The 19835-nt window shown below is 72.4% G+C and carries 14 protein-coding genes; 8 read left to right on the top strand and 6 right to left on the bottom strand.

All coding sequences use genetic code 11. The annotated features are described in order from the left end of the window. Positions 1 to 21 precede the first annotated feature (21 nt). Entirely contained in the window at positions 22 to 1422 is a 1401-nt protein-coding gene (locus IF22_RS0120555; protein ID WP_030334411.1) for an MFS transporter, read from the top strand. Between the two features lie 91 nt (positions 1423 to 1513). Here IF22_RS0120555 and IF22_RS0120550 read toward each other — a convergent pair whose 3' ends face one another. Beyond that, entirely contained in the window at positions 1514 to 3064 is a 1551-nt protein-coding gene (locus IF22_RS0120550) for a M1 family metallopeptidase (protein WP_387217325.1), read from the bottom strand. A gap of 184 nt (positions 3065 to 3248) precedes the next feature. Between IF22_RS0120550 and IF22_RS0120545 the strand changes: the two genes are divergently transcribed. The 5 genes from IF22_RS0120545 to IF22_RS0120525 all read left to right on the top strand — a co-directional run bounded on the left by IF22_RS0120545 (position 3249) and on the right by IF22_RS0120525 (position 12256). After that, on the top strand, positions 3249 to 4046 hold the full coding sequence (locus IF22_RS0120545; RefSeq protein WP_030334407.1) for an SGNH/GDSL hydrolase family protein: 798 nt from the start codon (positions 3249 to 3251) through the stop codon (positions 4044 to 4046). 146 nt (positions 4047 to 4192) lie between these two features. Continuing rightward, positions 4193 to 6886 (top strand): type 1 periplasmic-binding domain-containing protein, encoded by a 2694-nt coding sequence (locus tag IF22_RS0120540; protein ID WP_245233684.1) that lies wholly within the window; start codon positions 4193 to 4195, stop codon positions 6884 to 6886. A gap of 87 nt (positions 6887 to 6973) precedes the next feature. Next, positions 6974 to 9520, top strand: coding sequence for an FtsK/SpoIIIE domain-containing protein (locus IF22_RS0120535; RefSeq protein WP_081883926.1), 2547 nt, complete (start codon positions 6974 to 6976; stop codon positions 9518 to 9520). Positions 9521 to 9522: 2 nt separating this feature from the next. Then, complete coding sequence (locus IF22_RS35985) at positions 9523 to 10443, top strand: hypothetical protein (RefSeq protein WP_030334400.1); 921 nt, start codon at positions 9523 to 9525, stop codon at positions 10441 to 10443. Between the two features lie 217 nt (positions 10444 to 10660). Next, a complete protein-coding gene (locus IF22_RS0120525; RefSeq protein ID WP_156057725.1) occupies positions 10661 to 12256 on the top strand; it encodes a type 1 periplasmic-binding domain-containing protein in 1596 nt (531 codons plus the stop codon). On the opposite strand, the gene IF22_RS0120520 is transcribed toward IF22_RS0120525, so the two are convergent. Then, positions 12246 to 14783 carry an NACHT domain-containing protein gene (locus IF22_RS0120520; protein WP_030334396.1) on the bottom strand — a complete coding sequence of 846 codons (2538 nt, stop codon included), beginning with the start codon at positions 14781 to 14783 and terminating at the stop codon, positions 12246 to 12248. The two genes, IF22_RS0120525 and IF22_RS0120520, sit on opposite strands and share 11 nt — an antisense overlap. 408 nt (positions 14784 to 15191) lie before the next feature. Here IF22_RS0120520 and IF22_RS0120515 point away from each other — a divergent pair, with 408 nt between their 5' ends. Further along, entirely contained in the window at positions 15192 to 15719 is a 528-nt protein-coding gene (locus tag IF22_RS0120515) for a hypothetical protein (RefSeq protein ID WP_030334394.1), read from the top strand. A gap of 201 nt (positions 15720 to 15920) precedes the next feature. Next, positions 15921 to 16184 carry a DUF6244 family protein gene (locus tag IF22_RS0120510; protein WP_030334392.1) on the top strand — a complete coding sequence of 88 codons (264 nt, stop codon included), beginning with the start codon at positions 15921 to 15923 and terminating at the stop codon, positions 16182 to 16184. A 27-nt stretch (positions 16185 to 16211) separates the two neighbouring features. Here the strand turns inward: IF22_RS0120510 and IF22_RS0120505 are convergent, their stop codons facing one another. The 4 genes from IF22_RS0120505 to IF22_RS0120490 form a co-directional block, all read right to left on the bottom strand. Continuing rightward, positions 16212 to 16622, bottom strand: a complete 411-nt coding sequence (locus IF22_RS0120505) for a hypothetical protein (protein WP_030334390.1) — start codon at positions 16620 to 16622, stop codon at positions 16212 to 16214. 68 nt (positions 16623 to 16690) lie between these two features. Further along, positions 16691 to 17137 (bottom strand): nitroreductase family deazaflavin-dependent oxidoreductase, encoded by a 447-nt coding sequence (locus IF22_RS0120500; RefSeq protein ID WP_030334388.1) that lies wholly within the window; start codon positions 17135 to 17137, stop codon positions 16691 to 16693. A gap of 67 nt (positions 17138 to 17204) precedes the next feature. After that, positions 17205 to 18191: an SEC-C domain-containing protein gene (locus IF22_RS0120495; RefSeq protein WP_030334387.1), complete on the bottom strand. Its 987-nt coding sequence runs from the start codon at positions 18189 to 18191 to the stop codon at positions 17205 to 17207. Positions 18192 to 18296: 105 nt separating this feature from the next. Then, the gene (locus tag IF22_RS0120490) at positions 18297 to 19763 is read right to left on the bottom strand and encodes an MFS transporter (RefSeq protein WP_030334385.1); all 1467 of its coding nucleotides are present in this window, start codon (positions 19761 to 19763) and stop codon (positions 18297 to 18299) included. Positions 19764 to 19835: the final 72 nt, after the last annotated feature.

Here is a 19835-nt window from a genome sequence, read left to right as displayed (position 1 = left end):
GCCGATCGCTGGAGGATCGCCGTGGCCAGAGGTGCCACCTTCGCCGCGCTGCGCCACCGCAACTACCGGATCTGGGCGCTCGCCGGCTTCGTCTCCGTCGTCGGCACCTGGATGCAGGTCCTCGGGGTCAACTGGTACGTGCTGAAGGAGACCGGCTCGGCGACGTCAATGGGCTTCGCCGTGCTGCTCCAGGCGGCGCCCACGTTGCTGCTCAGCGTGTGGGGTGGCGTGCTGGCCGACCGGCTGCCCGCCCGCCCGTTGCTGATCGCCGCCCAGGGCGCCCACGCGGCGCTCGCCGCCGGACTGGCGGCGGTCGCCCTGACCGGGGTCGGCGGCCTGCCACTGATCTTCGCGATCTCGCTGGCCACCGGTGCCGTCTCGGCCGTCGAAGGCCCGGTGATGGGGCGCTGGGCGGCAAGCCTCGTCGACCGGGAGACGCTGGGCAACGCCCTGGCGCTCGGTTCGCTCACCAACTCCGCCGGCCGCATCCTCGGCATGAGCCTCGGTGCCGTGGTGGTGGCCGCCGTCGGCCCCGCCCTGCTGTTCGGCATCAACGCGGCCAGCTTCATCGCCGTGGTGGTGGCGCTGTTCGCCGTACGCCAGGGAGCCGTGCCCGGACTCGCGGTGCCCGACGCCGGGCCGAACCGGGGCGGTGTCCGCGCCGGGTTCACCTACCTGCGGGGGCAGCCGGTGCTGCTCCTCGCGCTCGCCCTGTCGTTCGTGCTCGGCAGCCTGGGCCGCAACTACCAGGTGACGATGGCCGCGATGAGCGACGGCCCGCTGCACGCCGGCGCCTCCGGGTACGGCCTGCTGTCGACGGTGTTCGCTGTCGGCACGGTGGTGGGCGCGCTCGTCGCGGCCCGACGGCGATCGCTGGGCTACCGGACGCTTGTCGTCGCCGGCCTGCTCGCCAGCGGGTTGCAGATCGTCGCCGGTCTCGCACCGGGCACCTGGAGCTTCGCCGCGGTGATCCTGCCGATCGCCGCCGCCGCGGTGGTCATCGACACCACCGTCGGCACCCGCGCCCAACTCGACACCGACAGCGCGATGCGGGGGCGGGTGCTCGCCGCCCTGGCGGTCACCGGCTCGGTCTCCGCCGCGGTCGGCGCCCCGCTGCTGGGCTGGCTCGCCGAACACGCCGGGCCCCGTCAGACGCTTGTCCTCGCCGGATCGGCCGCCGCGATCGCCACGGTGGCGGCGAGCGTCGCGCTGGACCGGCAGCGCGCCCGCACGGCCACCCTCGCACTGGTCGTGCCGCGGCCCCGCCATCCGGTACGCCGGGCGGCGTTCCGGGCCGCCCGCATCGTGCGGCCCACCGGGGCGGTCTGTGTGATCGCGCCCGCCGACGCCGGTGCTGTCGCGTCGAACAGGACCCAGCTCAGGGAGCTGGCCACCGCCGGGCCGGCACCGACATCGCGGTGAGCGCGGCGTCCACCCCACGCCGAGATCCGCGCAACAACAGGAACGTGGTGCCTCCCTGAAGTTGCGCGGATCTTCAGCAGTGGTCGAACCTTCAGTGCGACATCAGGTCGTGGGCCTCGCGGATCTTGGCCCAGGACTTCGGCTCGGTCGGCGCGGCGGCCTTGCGGGCGACGCTGGCCACGTCGGGGCGGCCGGCGGTGAACAGCCAGGTGGTGAACAGGTCGTCCAGGTCCAGACCGGAGATCCGTTCGGCCAGCGCCTGGAACTGCTCGATGGTGGCGTTGCCGTACCGGTGCTCGGCGGTCCACGCTGGCAGGATCTCGAAGAACGCGTCGTCGCCGACGGCCAACCGCAGCTGGTGCAGGGTCATCGCGCCCCGGTCGTAGACGGCGTTGTCGAAGACCCGGGCGGCACCCGGGTCACCGGGCAGCACCTGCCAGAACTCGTCGTCGGCCGGGTAGCTGGCGTAGGTGAAGTCGAAGACCTCCTGGGCGGTGCCCTCGCCCTGCTCCTCCGACCACAGCCACTCGGCGTACGAGGCGAAGCCCTCGTTGAGCCAGATGTTGCGCCACTCGGCCACCGAGACCGAGTCACCGAACCACTGGTGGGCGTTCTCGTGGGCCACCACGTAGGTGTTGGCGCCGCGTCGCCAGAAACCCGGCCCGTACACCGGTCGGGTCTGCGTCTCCAACGCGAAGCTGATGCCGTCCACCGGCCCGGCCACGCCGCCCTGCGCCTCGAACGGGTACGGGCCGAAGATCCCGCTCTCCCAGTCGACGATCTCGGCGGTCCGCTCGATGCTGGCCCGCGCGGCCGGCCCGAGCGCGCCCAACGAGGTGCTGTACGCGTTGATCACCGGCTGGCCGCCCGGTGTGGTGTCGGTGACGATGTCGTACTGGCCGATGGCCATGAAGGCCAGGTAGGTGGCGGTGGGGGTGGTGGTCCGCCAGATCCACCGGGTGCGGTTGCCGGCCTCGGCCGCCGGGGGCCTCGGCTGCACGCCGTTGCTGATCACCTCGACGCCGGTGGGCACCGACACCGAGATGTCGTAGGTGGCCTTGTCCAGTGGGTGGTCGTTGCTCGGGAACCACCACCACGCCGACTCGGGCTCGTTGACGGCGAGCGCGCCGTCGTCGGTGCGCGTCCACCCGGTGTAGCCGCCGACCAGCGTCTCCGACGGCACGCCGGAGTAGCGCACCACGATGGTGAGCTGCTGACCCCGGGTCACCGTGCGGGCCGGGGTGACCACCAGCTCGTGCGCCCCCGCGGTGCTGGTGGTCGCCGCCCAGCCGTTGACCCGGACCGACTCGACGTCGAGCAGGAAGTCCAGATTGAACGTCGAGAGGTCCTCAGTGGCGGTGGCGAGGATGGTGGTGGTGCCGGTGAGCAGGTCGGTGGCCGGGTCGTAGCGCAGCCGGACGTCGTAGTGCTCGACGTCGTAGCCGCCGTTGCCGTAGTCGGGGAAGTAGGTGTCGCCCAGGCCGGGCGCGCCGGGTTGCGGCGCGGCGGTGACGACCGGCCGGCCCCAGCCCGTCGGGGCCGCCTGGCCGGGGGTGCCGGCGAGCATGGTGCCGGCGGTGGTGAGGGTCAGGGCGGCGGTGGCCGCCGTGAGTGCTCGTCGCACGGGGTGGACTCCCTCCATCGGGGTGTTCGCCTCGTCAACCTAATCGACAACTGTGAACGTCGCCGACCCGCCGCGCGGCGTGGTCGCGCTATTCCGTTGATGTCGATGTTTCGATAGCATTACCGCCTGGTAACAACCGTTCCGCCCCTGGCCACGCGCGCGGTCGCAGGATCCCACCACCCCCGTTCTGTGGAGGTCCGTCATGCCCCACCGTCCGCTGGCCCGCGCGCTGGCCGCGTTGGTCGCCGTCCTCACCGCCGCTCTGGGCGCCGTGCTCGTGCCCGGCACCGCGCAGGCCGCCGCCGTCAACTACGTCGCGCTCGGCGACTCGTACTCCTCCGGCGTCGGCGCCGGTCCGTACGATCTGTCCGGCTGCCTGCGCAGTCAGAAGTCGTACGCCCCGCTCTGGGCGGCCGCCCACGGCGTGACCACCTTCAGCTTCCCGGCCTGCGGCGGCGCTGTCACCGCCGACGTGCTCAACAACCAGGTGGGCGCCCTCAGCGCCAGCACCACCCTGGTCACCATCACCATCGGCGGCAACGACGCGGGCTTCGTCAACGTCATCACCAGCTGCCGATTCGGCAGCACCTCGTCCTGCACCAACGCCGTCAACACGGCCAAGACCTTCGCCACGACGACGCTGCCCGCCCGACTGGACGCGACCTACGCCGCCATCCGCAACCGGGCTCCCAACGCACGCCTGATCGTCCTCGGCTACCCGCGCCTGTTCGAGACGAACTCCTGCGGTTGGCTCGCGATGAGCACCTACAAGCGCACCATCCTCAACGAGGCCGCCGACGTGCTCGCCTCGGTCACGTCTGCCCGGGCCACAGCGGCCGGAGCCACCTTCGCCGACACCCGGTCCTCCTTCTCCGGGCACGGCGTCTGCGCCGGCGACCCGTGGATCAACGACGTCTCCGGGATCATCGAGGCCTACCACCCGGACGCCGACGGCTACCGCTACGGGTACCTGCCGGCGCTGAACGCGGTCACCGGCTGACGATTCCGCGCCACCGGATCCAACGCGGATCCGTCCTCGTGCCCCCGCACCGGCCGGCGGCCGAGTGTCCCCTGTGGGCGCTCGGCCGCCGGCCGGCGTCGCGTCTGTACCTGATGCGTCACACTGAGTGGGATCGGAGGTGACGCGTGCGGCGCTCGGAGTTGCCCAAGCGGGAGTTGATCAGCCAACGGCAGTCGACAGCGGCGCGGGAGCGACTGCCGCCCGGCGGGTTGGAGCTCTTCGCGCTGCTCGCCCGGCTGCTGCGGCGGCCCCGTCGCGGTGACCGCCGGCTGCCGTTGCTGTGGCTGGTCCGCTCCGACACCGCGGATCTGATGGTGCCGCTGCGCCGGTTTTTCGGCCAGGGCCCCCGACGGCGGGTCCCGCACGCCGTGCTGGACGCTGACGTGCCGCCCGGTGCCGGGGACGTGCCGGCGCTGCTGCGCGAGCTGCACCGGCAGCTCTCCCTGGAGGCCTTCGGCGCCGCCCGACTGCGCTTCCGGCACTATCCACTCGCCGACTGGCTCATGCAGCAGAGCTTCACCCTCGGCGTCGACGCCGAAGACAGCCGCGCGGCTCTGGTCCGCCGGCTGCGCGACCGCAGGGGCCCGCGTACGCCGGAGGCGTTGCCCTCCGGCGGTGACGCGGTCAGCATCGTCTCGCAGGTGCTGCTCTGGCTGGTCCGTCGCGCCGTGCCGGGGGTGGTCTTCCGGGCTGCCGTCTCCGGTCGGGTGCCGGTGCTCGGCCGGCACTACAACTGGTTCATGCGCCAGCAGTACCTGGCGCCCCGGCAGTCGGTCACCTTCCTCGGCTTCGCCGAGCGCCTCACCGCCGGCTGGCGCGACGGGGAGCAACCCGACCAGGTCAACAAGCTGCTGCTGCACGCCTTCCTGGAGGACCTGCGGCAGGCGTACCGGCGTCGGCCGTGGCGCCCGTCGGACTGGCGGCGCACCGCGTACCCGGCGCTGCTGATCGATCACGTCGCCCCCGGCAACGTCGGCGGGGAACTGGTCCGCCTGATCGGCGACGTCCGCACCGAGACCGGGCGCAACGACCCGCTGCTGATCGTCGCGTCCGGTGGGCAACCCCCACCGGACCTGCCCGAACCGCACCCGCTGACCGAGGCCGAGGAGGCGTACGACGAGTGGGCCGAGGCGCTGCCGGAGATGCGACGGCTGCGCCGCCCGGCCACCTGGCTGGTGGCGCTGCGCCCCGACGAGACCGACACCGGCCCACCGGCGCGGGGCGGAGTGCGGCCGTTCTCCGCGCCCGACCCGCCGTGGTGGTCGCGGCGCTTTCTGCCGGCGGCGCTCTGTCTGGTGCTGGTGGCGGCGCTCGGCCTGTGGGTGGCCAGCCGGTGGGGGCCGGGCTGTCACCCCTCGCTCACCGGTCAGGTCTCCGTCGAGGTGGCCCCCAGCGGTGAGTGTGTCGGCTACAGCGACAGCGCCGCGCAGGTGTTCAACAACGACCCCGGCCAGGACCGGCTGCGCACCGTCCAACGGCGCATCTTCGCGCAGAACCGGGCCGCCGAGGAGGTCTGGCAGCGCAGCGACCGACGTCGGCCCTTCCTCACCCTGGTCTACCTCGGCACCCTGACCGGAAACCTGACCCGCGCGGACGAGGAGTCGTACGTCTCCGAGCGTGAGGGACTCGAAGGGATGGCCACCGCCCAGTACGCGTTGCTGAAGGAGTCGGCCGGCGCCGACGGCGCGGCGCTGCTGCGGATCGTGGTGGCCAACGCCGGCCGACAGATGATCTACGCCGACCGGGCCGTGGCGATGCTGGCCGGGCTGGCCCGCGACGACCCCACGGTGCTCGGGGTGGTCGGGCTGGTGGAGAGCCGCACCAGCACCGCCCGCGCGCTGCGCGAGCTGAACCAGGCCGGGCTGCCGGCGCTGGCGCCCACTCTCTCCGCCGACAGGATGGACGCCAACTCCCGCCTCTACCTGCAGATCTCCGCGCCGAACACCGATCAGGTGAAGCTGGTCGACGCGTACGCCACCCAGGTGCTCAAGGTCAACGACGCGCACGTCTTCTACACCACCCTGGAGGGCAGTTCGCTCACCGAGGACCTCTACGTGGGCACCCTCGTCGACGGGCTCCGACAACGGTTCGGCCCCCGGATCACCCGCCTCGACGAGTGGCACACCGGGCAGCGGCTGATTGACGAGTGCGGCTACACCGGGCTGCTCTTCTACGCCGGCCGATGGTCGGAGTTCGACGGTTTCCTGCGGGCGCTGCGCGAATGCGGCGGCAACCCGCCCCGACATCTCGTCGCCGACGACTCGGCCAACCGGTACATGGCCAACCCCGGGCTGCGCGCCGCCGCACCCGGCAACCTGCCCGTCACGTACGTCTCGAAGGCGGCCCTGGCCACCTGCGCCGCGCTGCGGGCCGCCCAGGACCGGCGCGACGACGCGCGGGCCAGTTTCCTGTCCCGGATCCAGGCCGACGACCTGCTCGACCCGCCGCGCTGCCGGCCGGGCGCCGAGGTGCAGGTCGGCGAGCGGGTCAGCCTCGCCTACGACGCGGCGATGATGCTGATCCGGGCGGTGGAGAGCCTCGCCGCCCGGCTGCACCACGCCGACCCCCGGCAACGCTGGGAGCCGAGCGCCGTCAACCCGGTGGCGGTGCACGCCGAGGTGCTGCGGCAGAACGCCGGTCAGGGCTATCCGGGGGTGGCCGGGCTGATCCGGTTCACGGCCGACTCGGGGGAGCCGGTCGACAAGCGACTGGCCCTGATGCGGGTGGAGCAGGTGCCCGATGTGGCGAGGGCGCCGGTGGAGGTGTTCCGCTGCGGGGTGGCCGACGTGCCCGGCCCGGCGGTGTGCGGCCCGGCCTGACCGACACGTCCTCGCAGGACTGTCCGGGCGCCGCCGGTGTCCGTTAGGGTTCCTGGGACCAGGCGGCCGTGGCGTTGGGGGCAGAGGGTGGGCAGGCTCGCGTCGGCGTACGGGCAGGCGGTCAACTCCCACCGGGCGGCCCGGGCGCACCTGGACACCGTCCGCGGTGTCCTCGGGGCGGCACCGACCGTCGCACCGGTCGACGACGACGTGGTGGCCCGCCTCGCCCGCCTCGGCGGTGCGCTGGCCAACCCCGCCCCGGGTGCCACCCCGCTGACGGACCAGCCGGCAGCGGTGCGGATCGGTGCGGCGTCCACAGCGGACGGCGGCTTCCCGGTGCTGGTCCCGCTCGGCGGCGGCCACCACCTGGCGCTGGACGCCGACGCCCGGGAGTCGCAGGTCGCCGGGCTGCTGCGGGCGCTGGTGCTGCGGCTGGTCGCCACCGCGCCACCCGGTCAGGTTCGCGTCGTCGGCATCGACACCGCCACGCTCGGCGCCACCTTCGGCCCGCTACGACCGCTGCTCGACGCCGGGGTGCTCGACCCGCCGGCCACCAGCGAGGCCGAGGTGGCCGCGTTGCTGGACGCCGCCGAGAAACACGCCCGTGCCGCGCAGCACGGTGCGGCGACCGCCCGCCGCCTGCTGCTGGTCGTCGCCACCGCCGCGCCGCCGCCGCGCGAGCTGGCCCGGCTCGCCGCGCTCACCCACGCCGGCCCGGCCGCCGCCGTGTGCGTGCTGCTCGCCGGCCACCCGTCCCGGCAGCCCGGCGAGACCCCGCCGCCGCTGGGTGGCACCACGGCGGTGCGGCTCAACCAGGGGTACGCACACGTCGGCGACCCGCCCGGCGCGCCGTTCAGCGCCGACGGCAGCGGCCTCGCCGCCCGCGTCCTGCTCGACGGCGACCCGCCGCCCGCCTCGGTCCGCGCGCTCGCCGAGCACCTCGGCACCGCCACCCGTCGCGCCGACGCGTTGCCCTTCACCGACCTGCTGCCCGAACGGCGCTGGGCCGAGTCCGCCAGCACCGGTCTGCGTACGGTGATCGGCCGGGCCAGCGGCGGGTCGACGGCGGCCTTCGCCACCGCGCTGACGCTCGCCTTCGACGACGCCACCCCGCACTGGCTGGTCGGTGGGCGCACCGGTGCCGGCAAGACCGTCTTCCTCCTCGACGTCCTCTACGGGTTGGCCGCCCGCTACTCGCCGGCCGAGTTGCAGCTCTACCTGCTCGACTTCAAGGAGGGCGTGAGCTTCACCGAGTTCGTGCCCACCGGTCGGGACCCGTCCTGGCTGCCGCACGCCCGTGCCGTCGGCATCGAGTCCGACCGCGAGTACGGTCTCGCGGTGCTGCGCGAGCTGCGCCGGGAAGCCCAGCGCCGGGCCACCGCGCTCAAACGGCACGGCGTCACCAAGCTCGCCGACCTGCCCCGGGACAATCCGCTGCCGCGCATCGTGACCGTCATCGACGAGTTCCACGTGCTGCTCGCCGGCAACGACGCGCTGGCCCGCGAGGCGGTCGACCTGCTGGAGGAGTTGGCCCGCAAGGGCCGCTCGTACGGCATCCACCTGGTGCTGGCCAGCCAGAGCATGACCGGCATCGAAGCTCTCTACGGCCGGGCCGAGGCGATCTTCGGGCAGTTCGCGTTGCGGGTGGCGCTGCCCGGCGGTGGCGGGGTGCTCGACCAGCTCAACGACGCCGCCGCGGCCCTGCCGGTCGGCTCCGCCGTGGTCAACACCGCCGCCGGCGCGGTCGGCGCCGACACCGTGCTGCGCTTTCCCGACGCGCACGCCGCCGCGGCCGACCTCGCCGCGTTGCGCCACGAGCTGTGGCAGGCCCGCCCGCCGGGCTCGCGGGCACCGGCGGTCTTCAAGGGGTACGAAGCCGCGCGGATCGAGGACGACAGCACCTTCGCGGGGCTGCGCCCCGGTGGTCGACGCCCGATGGCCCTGGTCGGCCGAACCGTCGACGTGCACGGCACCACCGCACTGTTCCTCATGGACACCACCCCCGGCCGGCACCTCGCCGTGGTGGGCACCGCACCGACCGGCGCGGACGTGCTGCGCGCCGCGACGCTCAGCCTGGCCCGCCAGCACACCCCCGGCGACGCCCGGTTCCAGCTGGCCTGCCTGGTCACCGCCGCCGACCCGGTCGCCGACGACACCGAGGCCGCGCTGCGGGCCGCCGGCCACCCGGTGCAGCGCCTGGACGCGACCGGGCTGCGCGACCGGATCGCCGCGCTGGCCGCCGAGCCCACCGGCCGCGAATACCTGGTGGTGTTCGGGATGGACGCCGCCGCGCCCGTCCTCGGCGCCACCGACCCCGACACGTTCCGCTCCGGGCTGGACGACCTGCGTACCGTGCTGCGTCAGGGCCCCGGGCAGGGGGTGCACCTGCTCGGCTGGTGGCGGGGGCTGCGCCGGCTCGCCGACGACCTCGGCGGCACCCAGAACCGCGACGACGTCGCCTGCCTGGTCGCGCTCAACGTGCCCGGCGCCGAGCTGGCAGTGCACCTCGGCGCACACGACCTGACCTACACGCCCCGCGCCGACCGGGCGCTGCTGATCGACCGGCACGACCAGCGCATCCGGCTGATTGTCCCGTTCGTCGGCGACGGGCACGAGCCGGACGGGGAGCGGTGACAGTGTCCTTCGAGGAGTACGCGGCGCTGGCCCGGCAGCTCTCCGAGCAGCGCCGCGCCGGTGAACAACACGCCGCCACCGAATCCGCGCGCCGTCGTGACCTGCACGCCGCCGTCGACTCCCTCCAGCAGCGGCTGACCGCCCAGGGGCAGCGCCTCGACCAGCTCGGCCGGGCGATCGGCGTCGACCAGCCATCCCCGACCGCTGGCCCGGGGGCCGGGGCGTCGGGCGACGCCGCCACCTGGCCCGGCCCGCCGTCCGGCCCCGGATCGGCGTCCGCTGCCGGCTCGGTGCCAGCGTCCGGCTCCGGTTCGGCGTCCGCCACGGGGTTCGGCCCCGCCACCGCACCCGGAACCGGGGGCGGGGAATCCGCCGGCGCAGCCGGCGCCCCGGGGCGGGCGGGGGTCGAGGCGTACCCCGAGCTGCCGGCGGGGGAGGCGCGGCTGGCGCTGCCGACGGCGGTGACCCCGGCGGGCGGTGGGGTGCCGGCGCAACGCGCGGCCGCTGCCGACCCGGCGGTGGAGTTGGAACTGGCCCGGCGGATGGCCGACGAGGCCGACCGGCACGGGCACCAGGCGGAGCTGCTGGCCCAGCGGCCGGTGCTGCTGCCGACGTGGTCGCCGCTGGCCCGGGCGGTCGCCGTCTACGCCGGCTGCGGCGCGGCGGCCGGGGTGCTCATGCTGATGCTGGTGCTCGCCTCCGGCGTCGGTCTGGTCGACGGGTTCACCCTCGGCGCGTGGATCTGCGCGGGGCTGCCGGCGGTGGCGTTCTTCGGCGGGTACCTGGTGCTGGGCCGGTGGGGACGACCCGCGATGGTCGCCGGCACCCCGCCGCGCTATCTGCCGCTGGGGTTCCTGATCTGTTTCCTGCTGGTGCCGGTGGCCTACTGCGCCTATCTGCTGCTGGTGCGCGGCCTGCGCTGATCGGTGTGCGCGCCCCGAGCGCTATCGGTGTGCATTCCGCTTGCCGAGGATCTGGGTCGTTCCACCTCGGGGGGTCGTGAGCGGTAGGCCGAGGGGTTGGTCGCGGTGCCGAGTCAGCTAGATGACTGAAGCGCATCCATTCGTTGGGCATGACCGATGGTGGAGACGGTGTCCGCGTCTGCCGGTAGCCGCCCCCGAGCCGAGAAATGAAGTGCAAATGTCTCGGATCTGGCGCGCCGGCAGAAATTGCGTCCCAGGGCTCTGGTCAAATGGAGGTAGTTCGGTGTTCGGTTCGACGGGTACGAATGCGTTACGGATTGGGATGGCCGGGGTCATCGCTCTTGCGCTGCTCGCGCTCGTCGGTGTGCTGGCCTTCTGCGACAGCGAGCCCGACCAGAAGCGGACGAGCGCCCCGACGCCCTCCGCGGCCGGTTGCGCCGGCGTGCTGGACGACAGCACCCAGGAATGCCTCGGCCCGGTCACCGACAGTGCCACGCTCGACCCCGCGATCCGGGACGTCGCCGAGAAGATCCTCGTCAGCAATCGAGAGGTCGGTGCCCAGGCCCGACGGTACGTCCGGGTGGTGCTGCTGACGCCGTTGAGCATCGCCCCGAAACCCGCAGCCTCGGCCATGTCCCTCGAACCGATCACATTCAGTTTGCAGGGCGCCTACGTGGCCTTGCGCCGGGCAAACACCTCGTCGGCCTTCGGCGACCAGAACGCACCCGCCGTGCAGTTGCTCCTGGTCAACCAGGGCAGCAGGCAACCGGCCCTCGACGCGCTCGTTCCGGCGATTGTGGCGCTGGGCGACGCTGAGCATCCGGTGGTGGCCGTCGTGGGCCTCGGCTCCAGCTTCACGGGTACCGAAGGGGTCGCGTCGGCGTTGTCCCAGCGGGGCATCCCCATGGTCGGGGCGGTCACCTCCGCGACCAGCCTGAACGCAGAGCGATACTCGACGTTCCACAGTGTGTCGCCGAGCAACGACGACTACGCGATGTCGCTGAAGGACCTGCTGGACAAAAACCCGGACACGCTGCCCCGCAACGGAATCGTCGTCTACGACCAGAACAAGGACCCCTATCCGTTGACGCTGACCGAGGCCTTCACCAGTGTGCTGAAGGGCTACCTCAAAGCGCCGCCGCAGGCCTTCGCCGGCGGCACGGTCGGCAATCCAGCTATGCCGAACGTCTTCAGCCCGGTGGTGACGAACCTGTGCAACGCGGTGGCCGACGACGCCATCAAACTGCAAATGGTGTTCTACGCCGGCCGGGTCGCCGACTTTCCGAGCCTGGCCGCCGCACTGCGGGAGCGGACCTGCCGCAGTCACCCACTGACCATCATGGTCGGTGCCACCGGATTTCAGCTCTCACCGCAGCAGGTGAATCTCCTCGACGAGGCCAACGTCTCGGTGATCTGGGCCTCCTCGGCGGACGCGCCGGCCTGGATCGGCAGGCGACCCGGTACGCCGGCGGGCTTCGCGGACTTCCTCAAGGCATACCACGTCGACGAGAAGTTCCCGTCCGACAATCTGAACGACGGCTACGCGGTGATGTACCACGACGCCGTCGCGAGCGCTGTGAAAGCGATCCGGATGGCCACCGGGAGAGACAACCTGCCCGGAGCCGCCGACGTGCAAACCCAGTTCAGCAACCTCACGCTGGCCCACAAGGTCGCCGGGGCGTCCGGCACCCTGTCGTTCGGTGGCCGGGCGAACGGCGACGGGCGGGCCACCGGCAAGGTCGTGATGTACCGGCAACTCGGCAAGACCGGCCCCCGACTGCCGGCCAACGTCCCGCCGTACCTCACGCCGTGACGCCGCCCACCGGCCGGCCGTCGCCGCCGTCCGGCACCAACCAGTGTCGGCTGCGGGGATCCTCGTAGGTGTCGATCCACTCGTTGGGTCGCCACATCCGTACGGCACGCATCCGGATCCAGGGCTGCAGCCCCAGCATGGTCAGCGCCAGCCCCAGCTCCACCGTCGCCAACAGGACCGCCGCGGTGCCGCCGACCGGGCCCAGCAAGCCGCTGGGTCGGGCCAGATCCCAGCCGACCGCGACGAGCGCCGCCACCGAGAGCAGGGTCAGCGTCGCGCCCGTCGCCCGCTCGGCCCGGTGGCGGTCGACCCGGTGCGCCCGGAAGACCGGAACGACGACCGAGGCGGTCCGGTGCCGCCAGTCCGCCTCAAGGCTGGCCCAGCGGCCCGGGTCGGTGGCCTTGGCTTCCAGGAAACGGTTGACGTCCGGTGCCTCCGCGGTGACCTCCCTGGCCCAGCACAGCAGGGTCACCAGGTTCGATTGTCGGTCCAGTCCGCGCCGGAACGGATACACCTGCTGACGCAGCAGCGCGGTCGCGAACCTCGGCTGCGCGGCCGGTTGACGCTGCAACGTGTGGAAGCAGGCCGGGTCGGTGGCGAGCCGGAGCAGTCGGTCGACCAGCGGTACGAGGGAGGGGTCGTCGGTGCCCGCGCCCTCGGCGGTGCGTAGGCACCGCCACAACGGCTCGACGAATCGTGGATCATCAGGCACGACGCCCACCAACCGGGCGACCATCAAGCGGCTGATGGAACTCTCCCCCAACCGTTCCACCAGCATCGTCACCACCTCGAGCAGCGTCTCGTGGGTGCCGCCGAGCGCGTCCGCCGCGTCCGCCTCGCCGGCGACGTTCGTCAGCCAGGTGAAGGCCAGGTCGCGCGCGGTGTCGCGGATCGCCGCGCGGGGCGAGGCCGTGGCGCTCAGCACCGCTGCCAGCGCCGGGAGCATCACCGCGGGCCTCGGGTCGCGCAGCGGTTTGGCCATCCGCTCCAGGACGGCGAATCCGACCGGGTTGAGGCAGTCCGCCCCGGCCAGGCAGGCGCAGGCGAGGGCCGGGTCAAGGTCGGCCAGGTCCTCGATGAAGCCGGTGACGACGGCCTGGTCCGCCGTGGCGGTGTAGAAGAGCACCACTCGACGCCACTCGCGCTCCGTCGCCCGCTCACGTAGCAGTCGTAGGCCGTCGTCGCGTTGGCGTAGCAGTTCGGCGGCGACCAGGTGCTCCTGCAACGAACGGTGCACGAACTCGTACTGCTCGTCGGCGACACGGCTGAGCAGCCCAGACCGATGGATGATCTCGCCGACGAACTCCTCGGCGCGGCCGTTGAGGTTCTGCCGTAGTCGATCTCCCGTCGCCGACACGAAGTCGACGAGCGTCAACCGGTCGAACGGTCCGAACCCGGGCGGGCCGAGCGCCGCCCGCAGCGCGAACTCCCGCAGAACTCGCAGCTTGTCGGCCTGATCGAACTCGTTCGCACCGCTGGTGAGGTCATCGGCCCGGAAACTGTGCCGGCCGAGCATCTCGTCGATCATCTCGTCGTACAGCCGCGCCGTCGAGTGCGCGATGGCGGGGAACTTCCGCCCCGCGTAGAGGCCGACCGACATCGAGAGGACCAGCGGGTTGCGGTGCATGCCCAGCGTGCCCGATGCGTGTAGCTGCCGCATGAAGCGCTGCGGTCCGTCCACCTCCGGGAACCGGTCCGGGAAGGCCCGCAGGTAGGCGAGTATCTCGGTGTCCCGCAGTGGTGCCAGCACATAGCTGCGGTGCGCACCGAACGGCTGGGGCTGCCAGTCGTCGGCGATCCGCAGGAACGTGAGTCGCCGGCAGGTGATCACGATGCGGGCGTTGGCGGTCGGCAGCTCCGGGGTGTGGTCGGTGAGGAAGCGGTACACCTCGTCCCGGACGGCCGCGTAGACGGTCGGCGTCACCTCGTCCAACCCGTCGAGCAGCACCACGCAGCGCCGCTGCTGCAACACCTGGGCGAAGAGCTGGTGGGCCTCCTCCCTGGTCAGCGCCAACCCCTTCTGCGACCGCAACATCGCAAGGATGTAGTCGGTCAGGGTGACCGGTTGTCCGACGCCGCGGAGCAGCCGTACCGGCACCAGGAACGGCACCTCACGGTTCCGCCCGTCCCCACTGTGACCGTCGACGCCGCCGAGGGCCGCGATCCCGAACGCTTTCAGTGTGGTCGTCTTGCCGGACCCGGCGTCACCCAGAAGGACGACGTGGCTGTCCCGGTCGGCGATCCGTTCGCCGGCGTCGGCTGCCCGGTCCGGCTGCCCATCCTCGGTGACGAACAGCGGCACCAGGGTCCGTTCGAGTCGTAGCGTCTCCGGCGCAGCCAGGTACGGGTTGTACACCCGGTGCTCGGTGATGAACCATCGGCGGTACCGCTCCTCGGGCGCCCCGCGCCGCAGTTGGCGCATCCGGAGCTTCGCCCAGCTTGAGACCACCACGATGGCCAGCAGGGTGCTCAGCAGCAGTTCACCCCGGTCCAGCCAGTCCCACATCCGCAACCACTCCAGCGCCATGTCCACACCGTCGATCGTGCGCCACCGCTGCTACCTGGCGTCGCGGCCGAGGCTCGACTCGCCGAACGACCCGCGTGGTCCGGTCGACGGTGCGGGCGTGCCCGGCCACGCCTCCCGGCCGTCGCCTCCACTGTGCCTACACCGGTGCCGTAGTCTCGCGCCCCGAGCGCTGTCGGTTCCGCTGGGGAGACCGGGGCTGGAATGTCCAGCCTCGGCATCTCATGAGCGGCTGTCGAAAGGTTGGTCGGGCAATTGCAGGGTCTGGTGTCCACTCACGGGGATCCGGTGTCGGTGCGGGAGAGCACGACCGTTTCGCCACCTGAAGCCGATGCTGCCGCACCGAGGACGACGCCCGGCTCAGACCAGGAGCGGGCGCTGTCGGTCGTCGCCGCATCGCAGCAGGCCGGCGTGGGCGCGGTGGTTGCGGGCTTCGGGTTGATCGGCGTCGGCGCTGTTGCCGGCTGGCTGATCTGGCGTAGCGGCGCCTCCGCGGCGAAGATCCAGCCCGAGGACACCACCGGCGTGTTCCTCACCCTGTTGGTCTTCGCCGCGGCTGTCGAACGGATCCTCGAACCGTTCTCGCGGTGGCTGCCGGGACGCGCCGCCGAGGCCGCGTTGTCCCAGACGATGACCGAGGCGAACAGCCGGATCGACGGCCCCACCGAGGCCGACCGTGCGGCGATCGCCGTGGCCACGGCCAAGGTCGCCCGGGCGAAGGCGAACCGCACCATCGTCGCGTGGGGTCTCGCGAGCGGGTTGGCCACCGTGGCGTCCAGCGCCGGCGGGTTCTATGTGCTGCACGCGGTCGCCGGTGCCGACTGGAACGGGGTGGCGGTCTGGGTCGATGCCGTGGTGACCGGTGTGATGGTCGGCAGCGGCACCAAGCCGCTGCACGATCTGATCACCCGGGCACAGAACGGCCCGCCGTCGCCATAGCCCGCCTCGGCCTGGCCTGCCGGCTGGTGTTGCTGGAGATCTTGGACAGTTTCCGTCAGGACGTGACGGAAACTGTCCAAGATCTCGTGTTCGCACCTGGCGAGGCGGGAGCGAGCGCCCGATCGCGTGGGGTGCGCGGATCTCGTAGGCTCCCAGGTGGTCTCCGCGGTGGAGCTGGTGGTCGATCACGGGGAGGTGCGCGTGAGCGCGGCACAGATCATCGCGAGGTTGGCGGCGGCGGCGCAGAAGCTGGACGAGGCGAAGGCCAAGACCGCAGCGGCGGCACAGGACGCGGCCGAGGCGCGGGCGCTGGTCGCCGGTGCCCTTGAGGGCGTTGCCGCTGGTCCGCTGGTTGGCATGATCGACTCGTACCGTCAGGCGCTGGCACAGGCCGCCCAGGGTGGCGACCCGGCCAAGCAGCACGTCCAGGAGACGATCGCCAAGGTCCGGGCGCTCGGCAACTGACCACCTGCGAGGGCAGCGCAACCGTGCTCAGCGGGTGATGCGGAACGTCTGCTCGAAGGTCGGGTAGTCGCAGACGTCCTGGTTGCAGAGTTCGAAACCACCGCTGATCAGCGCGACGCCCTTGTGCAGGACCAGCCCGTCGGGCTGCGCCCACGCCCTCCCGGTCACTGCTTGCGGCTCGCCCGTGCAGCTGTTGAGGGGTGCCCAGCCACCCGCGTAGGCGACTCTGTCGCCCGACCGCTGCCGGACGATCAGCTCGGTGGCGCCGGACAGGCCGGCTGGGCAGGTCACCGTGAGGGTGATGTCCACGGCGACGCCGCGTGCGACAAGGGTCGCGGAGGTGACTTCGACGCTGCTGGCCGCGCTCGCCGGGGTTGGCGCGAGCGCGAGGGAGAGGGTCAGCCCGAGTAGTGCGATGGCGGTGATGATGCGGCGCACGATGGTCCTCCTTGCCGGAGTGGGTGCCTACCTGCGGTCACCCTAGCCTGCCCCGGCAGTTACGGATATCAATCGATGCGGTCGATGACGATGACCGGGATCTCCCGGTCGGTCTCCTTCGCGTAGCGGGCGTACGTCGGGAAGACCTTCGTCATCACCGGCCACAGCCGGACGCGCTCCTCGCCGGTCGCGGTCCGGGCCCGCCCGGCGATCCGCTCCGCCCCGACCTGGATCTCCACTGTCGGGTCGGCGGTCAGGTTCAGGTACCAGGCGGGGTGTCTGGCCGCGCCGCCGTTGGACGCCACCAGCACATAGTTGTCACCGTCGCGCCCGTACATCAGGGCGGTGCGGCGCAGTGTGCCCGATCGGCGTCCGCGGGTGGTGAGCAGCAGCGAGGGTACGCCGTGGAAGGTGCCCCCGTCCGCGCCGTCGGTCTGCACGTAGCGCCGGATGTGGCTGGCGACCCAGCCGACCGGGCTGTCCTCGACCGTTTCGTGCTGCTCGTGGGTGGTCACGGCATCGCCTCCATCGTCGAGCCCGGACGGTCGAGTGGGGTGTCGATCATACGCGGCGGGGGAGGGGTCAGCCGCGTGAGCGCGGCAGGCAGCACTTCTTGTACTTGCTGCCGGACCCGCACCAGCAGGTGTCGTTGCGGCCGGGCGGCCAGGCTGTCACGCCGGCCTCGTCGAGGCTGTCGGCGTACTCGTCGAGGGTTTCCTCGCTGGTGGGGTCGCTGCCGGCGGTCTGGGCGAACGCCGCCAGTCCGTCGACGGTGCCGACGACCACGCCCAGGTCGGCGCCGCCCAGCCCGGAGGCGTCCACGAGGGCGCGTTCGATCTGGGCGCGGTGCTCGTCCCAGGTGGCGGGGTAGCTGTCGACGAGGGTGGGCCAGCGCAGCAGCAGTGCGGTGAACTCCGCCTGCGGCCAGAACAGCAGTGTCGCCGGGCCGTCGTCGAGGGCGTCGAGCGCGTGGGTGCTCGCGGCGCGCAGCCGGTCGGCGAGGGTGTCGTACTCGTCGTGCGGTAGGCCCGCCTCTTCGCGCAGGTCGTGCCGTTGCTGGGCCAGGCCGTAGATCATGGCGGCGGCCTCGTCCTGGGCGTCCTCGGACGCGTGCTGCTGGGTGCGGGTCCGCTCCAGGATGGCGTCCAGCGCCCCGGTGAGCCACTCCAGTGCCAGTTCGGCGTGGCCGGACTCGGCCAGCTCGTCGATCAGGTACATGGACTTGGGGTCGGTCTCCAGCAGCGGGCGCAGGGCGGTCAGCTCGGTCAGGCCCTCGTCCGAGCGGCCGAGGCGCAGCAGCAGGCCGCCGCGCACGGCTCGGGCGTACGCGTTGTCGTCCGGCTGTTCGGCAACCGCACGGGTGGCCAGGGCGAGCGCGTCGGCCAGGTCACCGGCCTGCTCCAGGATGTCAGCGGCGACCAGCAGTGCGTACCCGGTCTCGTCGGGGTCCGCCACCCGACCCTCGTCGACGGCGCCCACCAGTTCGGCGACGAGCGCGGCCGGGTCCGGGCTCTCGGAGCCCAGGGCGGCGATCTCTTCGATGCGGTCGGCGGTCAGCAACTCGGACATGGGCGCATCCTGAAAGACGACGGTCGGTGGGTGGGGGAGCGGCCAGCGTACTCCGGGACATGGCGCAGCCCGGGCGGCGAACCGCCCGGGCTGCGCCACGGTCCGTCAGCGGGTCGCCGGCATGGTGGCGAACTCGCCGGCTAGCTCCGACTCGACGATCGTCGTGGCGGACGGCCGGCGACCGGCCGACGCCCGCCGGGCGGACGGGACGGCGAGGGCCGCGAGCGCGGCGGCCAGGGCGATCGCGGTGAGGACCAGAAACCCCATCGTGAAGCCGGCCTCCCGGGGAAGGCCGTTGGCCTGCGGGTGGGCGGTGATCACGCCGCTGACCACGGCGGCGCCGATCGCGCCGCCGATGGTGCGGATGTTGGCGTTCATGCCGGTGGCCACGCCGGTCTGGCTGGCCGGCACGCTGGCGACGATCAGGTTGGCCATCGACGCGAAGGCCAGGCCGATGCCGAGGCCGACCAGGCCACCGGCGATGGCGACCTCCCAGCGGGTGTCGTGTGCGGCGGCGAGCATCGCGGCGGCGACCACGTTGAACGCGGCGCCGGTGGCGAGCTGCGCCTTGGCGCTGAACACGGCCTGGAGCCGGCCGGCGACGAGGCCGGCGACGAACATCGCGACGAGCATCGGCAGCATGAGCAGGCCGGCCTGGCTGATGCTGGCGCCGAAGCCGTAGCCGGCGGCGGTCGGGGTCTGCACGAACTGGGGCAGGAACGCGTACACGGAGAACATCGACGCGCCGTAGAGCAGAGCGACCAGGTTGGTGGTCCAGACGCCGGGCAGGCGCATCATCCGCATGTCGATGAGCGGGTTGGCCGAGCGCACCTCGGCGACCAGCCACCCGGCCAGCAACACCACGGCGAGGGCCAGCAGGCCGAGCACCCGGGCGGAGGTCCAGCCCCAGGCCGCGCCCTGGCTGATCGGCAGCAGCAGCGCGACCAGCCAGCCGGAGAGCAGCACTGTGGCGCGCCAGTCGATGCGTCCGGGGGTGCGGACCGGCGACTCGGGCACGAACAGGTGCGCGGCCACGGCGGTCAGCCCGACCACGACCATCGGGATCCAGAACAGCCAGCGGTAGTCCAGCGTGCTGACGATCGGGCCGGCGAGCACGATGCCCAGGCCACCGCCGACGGCGACGATCGCCGAGATGGCGGCCACGGCGGTGGAGACCCGGGCGGCCGGGAACTCGTCGCGGATGATGCCGAACGACAGCGGGAAGACAGCTCCGCCGATGCCCTGGACGACCCGGGCGATGATGAGCACGCCGATGTTCGGCGCGATGGCGGCCAGTAGGCAGCCGAGGGCGAGGGCGGCGAGCGAGACGACCAGCATCCGCTCCTTGCCGACCATGTCGCCGACGCGTCCGAGGATCGGCGTGAAGATCGACGCGCTGAGCAGGTAGGCGGTCAGGACCCAGGTCACTGTGTTCTGAGAGGTGTGCAGGTCCTGCTGGATGGTCGGCAGCACGGGGGTGATCAGCGATTGGAGCATCGCGAAGAACCCGGCGCCGGCCGCGAGCACGGTGAAGGTGAGCCGACGCGAGCCGCGTCGGGAGGTCACTGCCACGAGAGATAACTCCCTGATTACGTACGGGATGGAGGCGTGTGGCCCGTCGTCTGTGACGGGTCGTTTGTCGGG

Source organism: Micromonospora parva (genome assembly GCF_000718515.1).
GTDB classification, from domain to species: domain Bacteria; phylum Actinomycetota; class Actinomycetes; order Mycobacteriales; family Micromonosporaceae; genus Micromonospora; species Micromonospora parva.
Note: the sequence above shows the minus strand (reverse complement) of the source record. Positions and strands in the feature narration are given on the sequence as shown.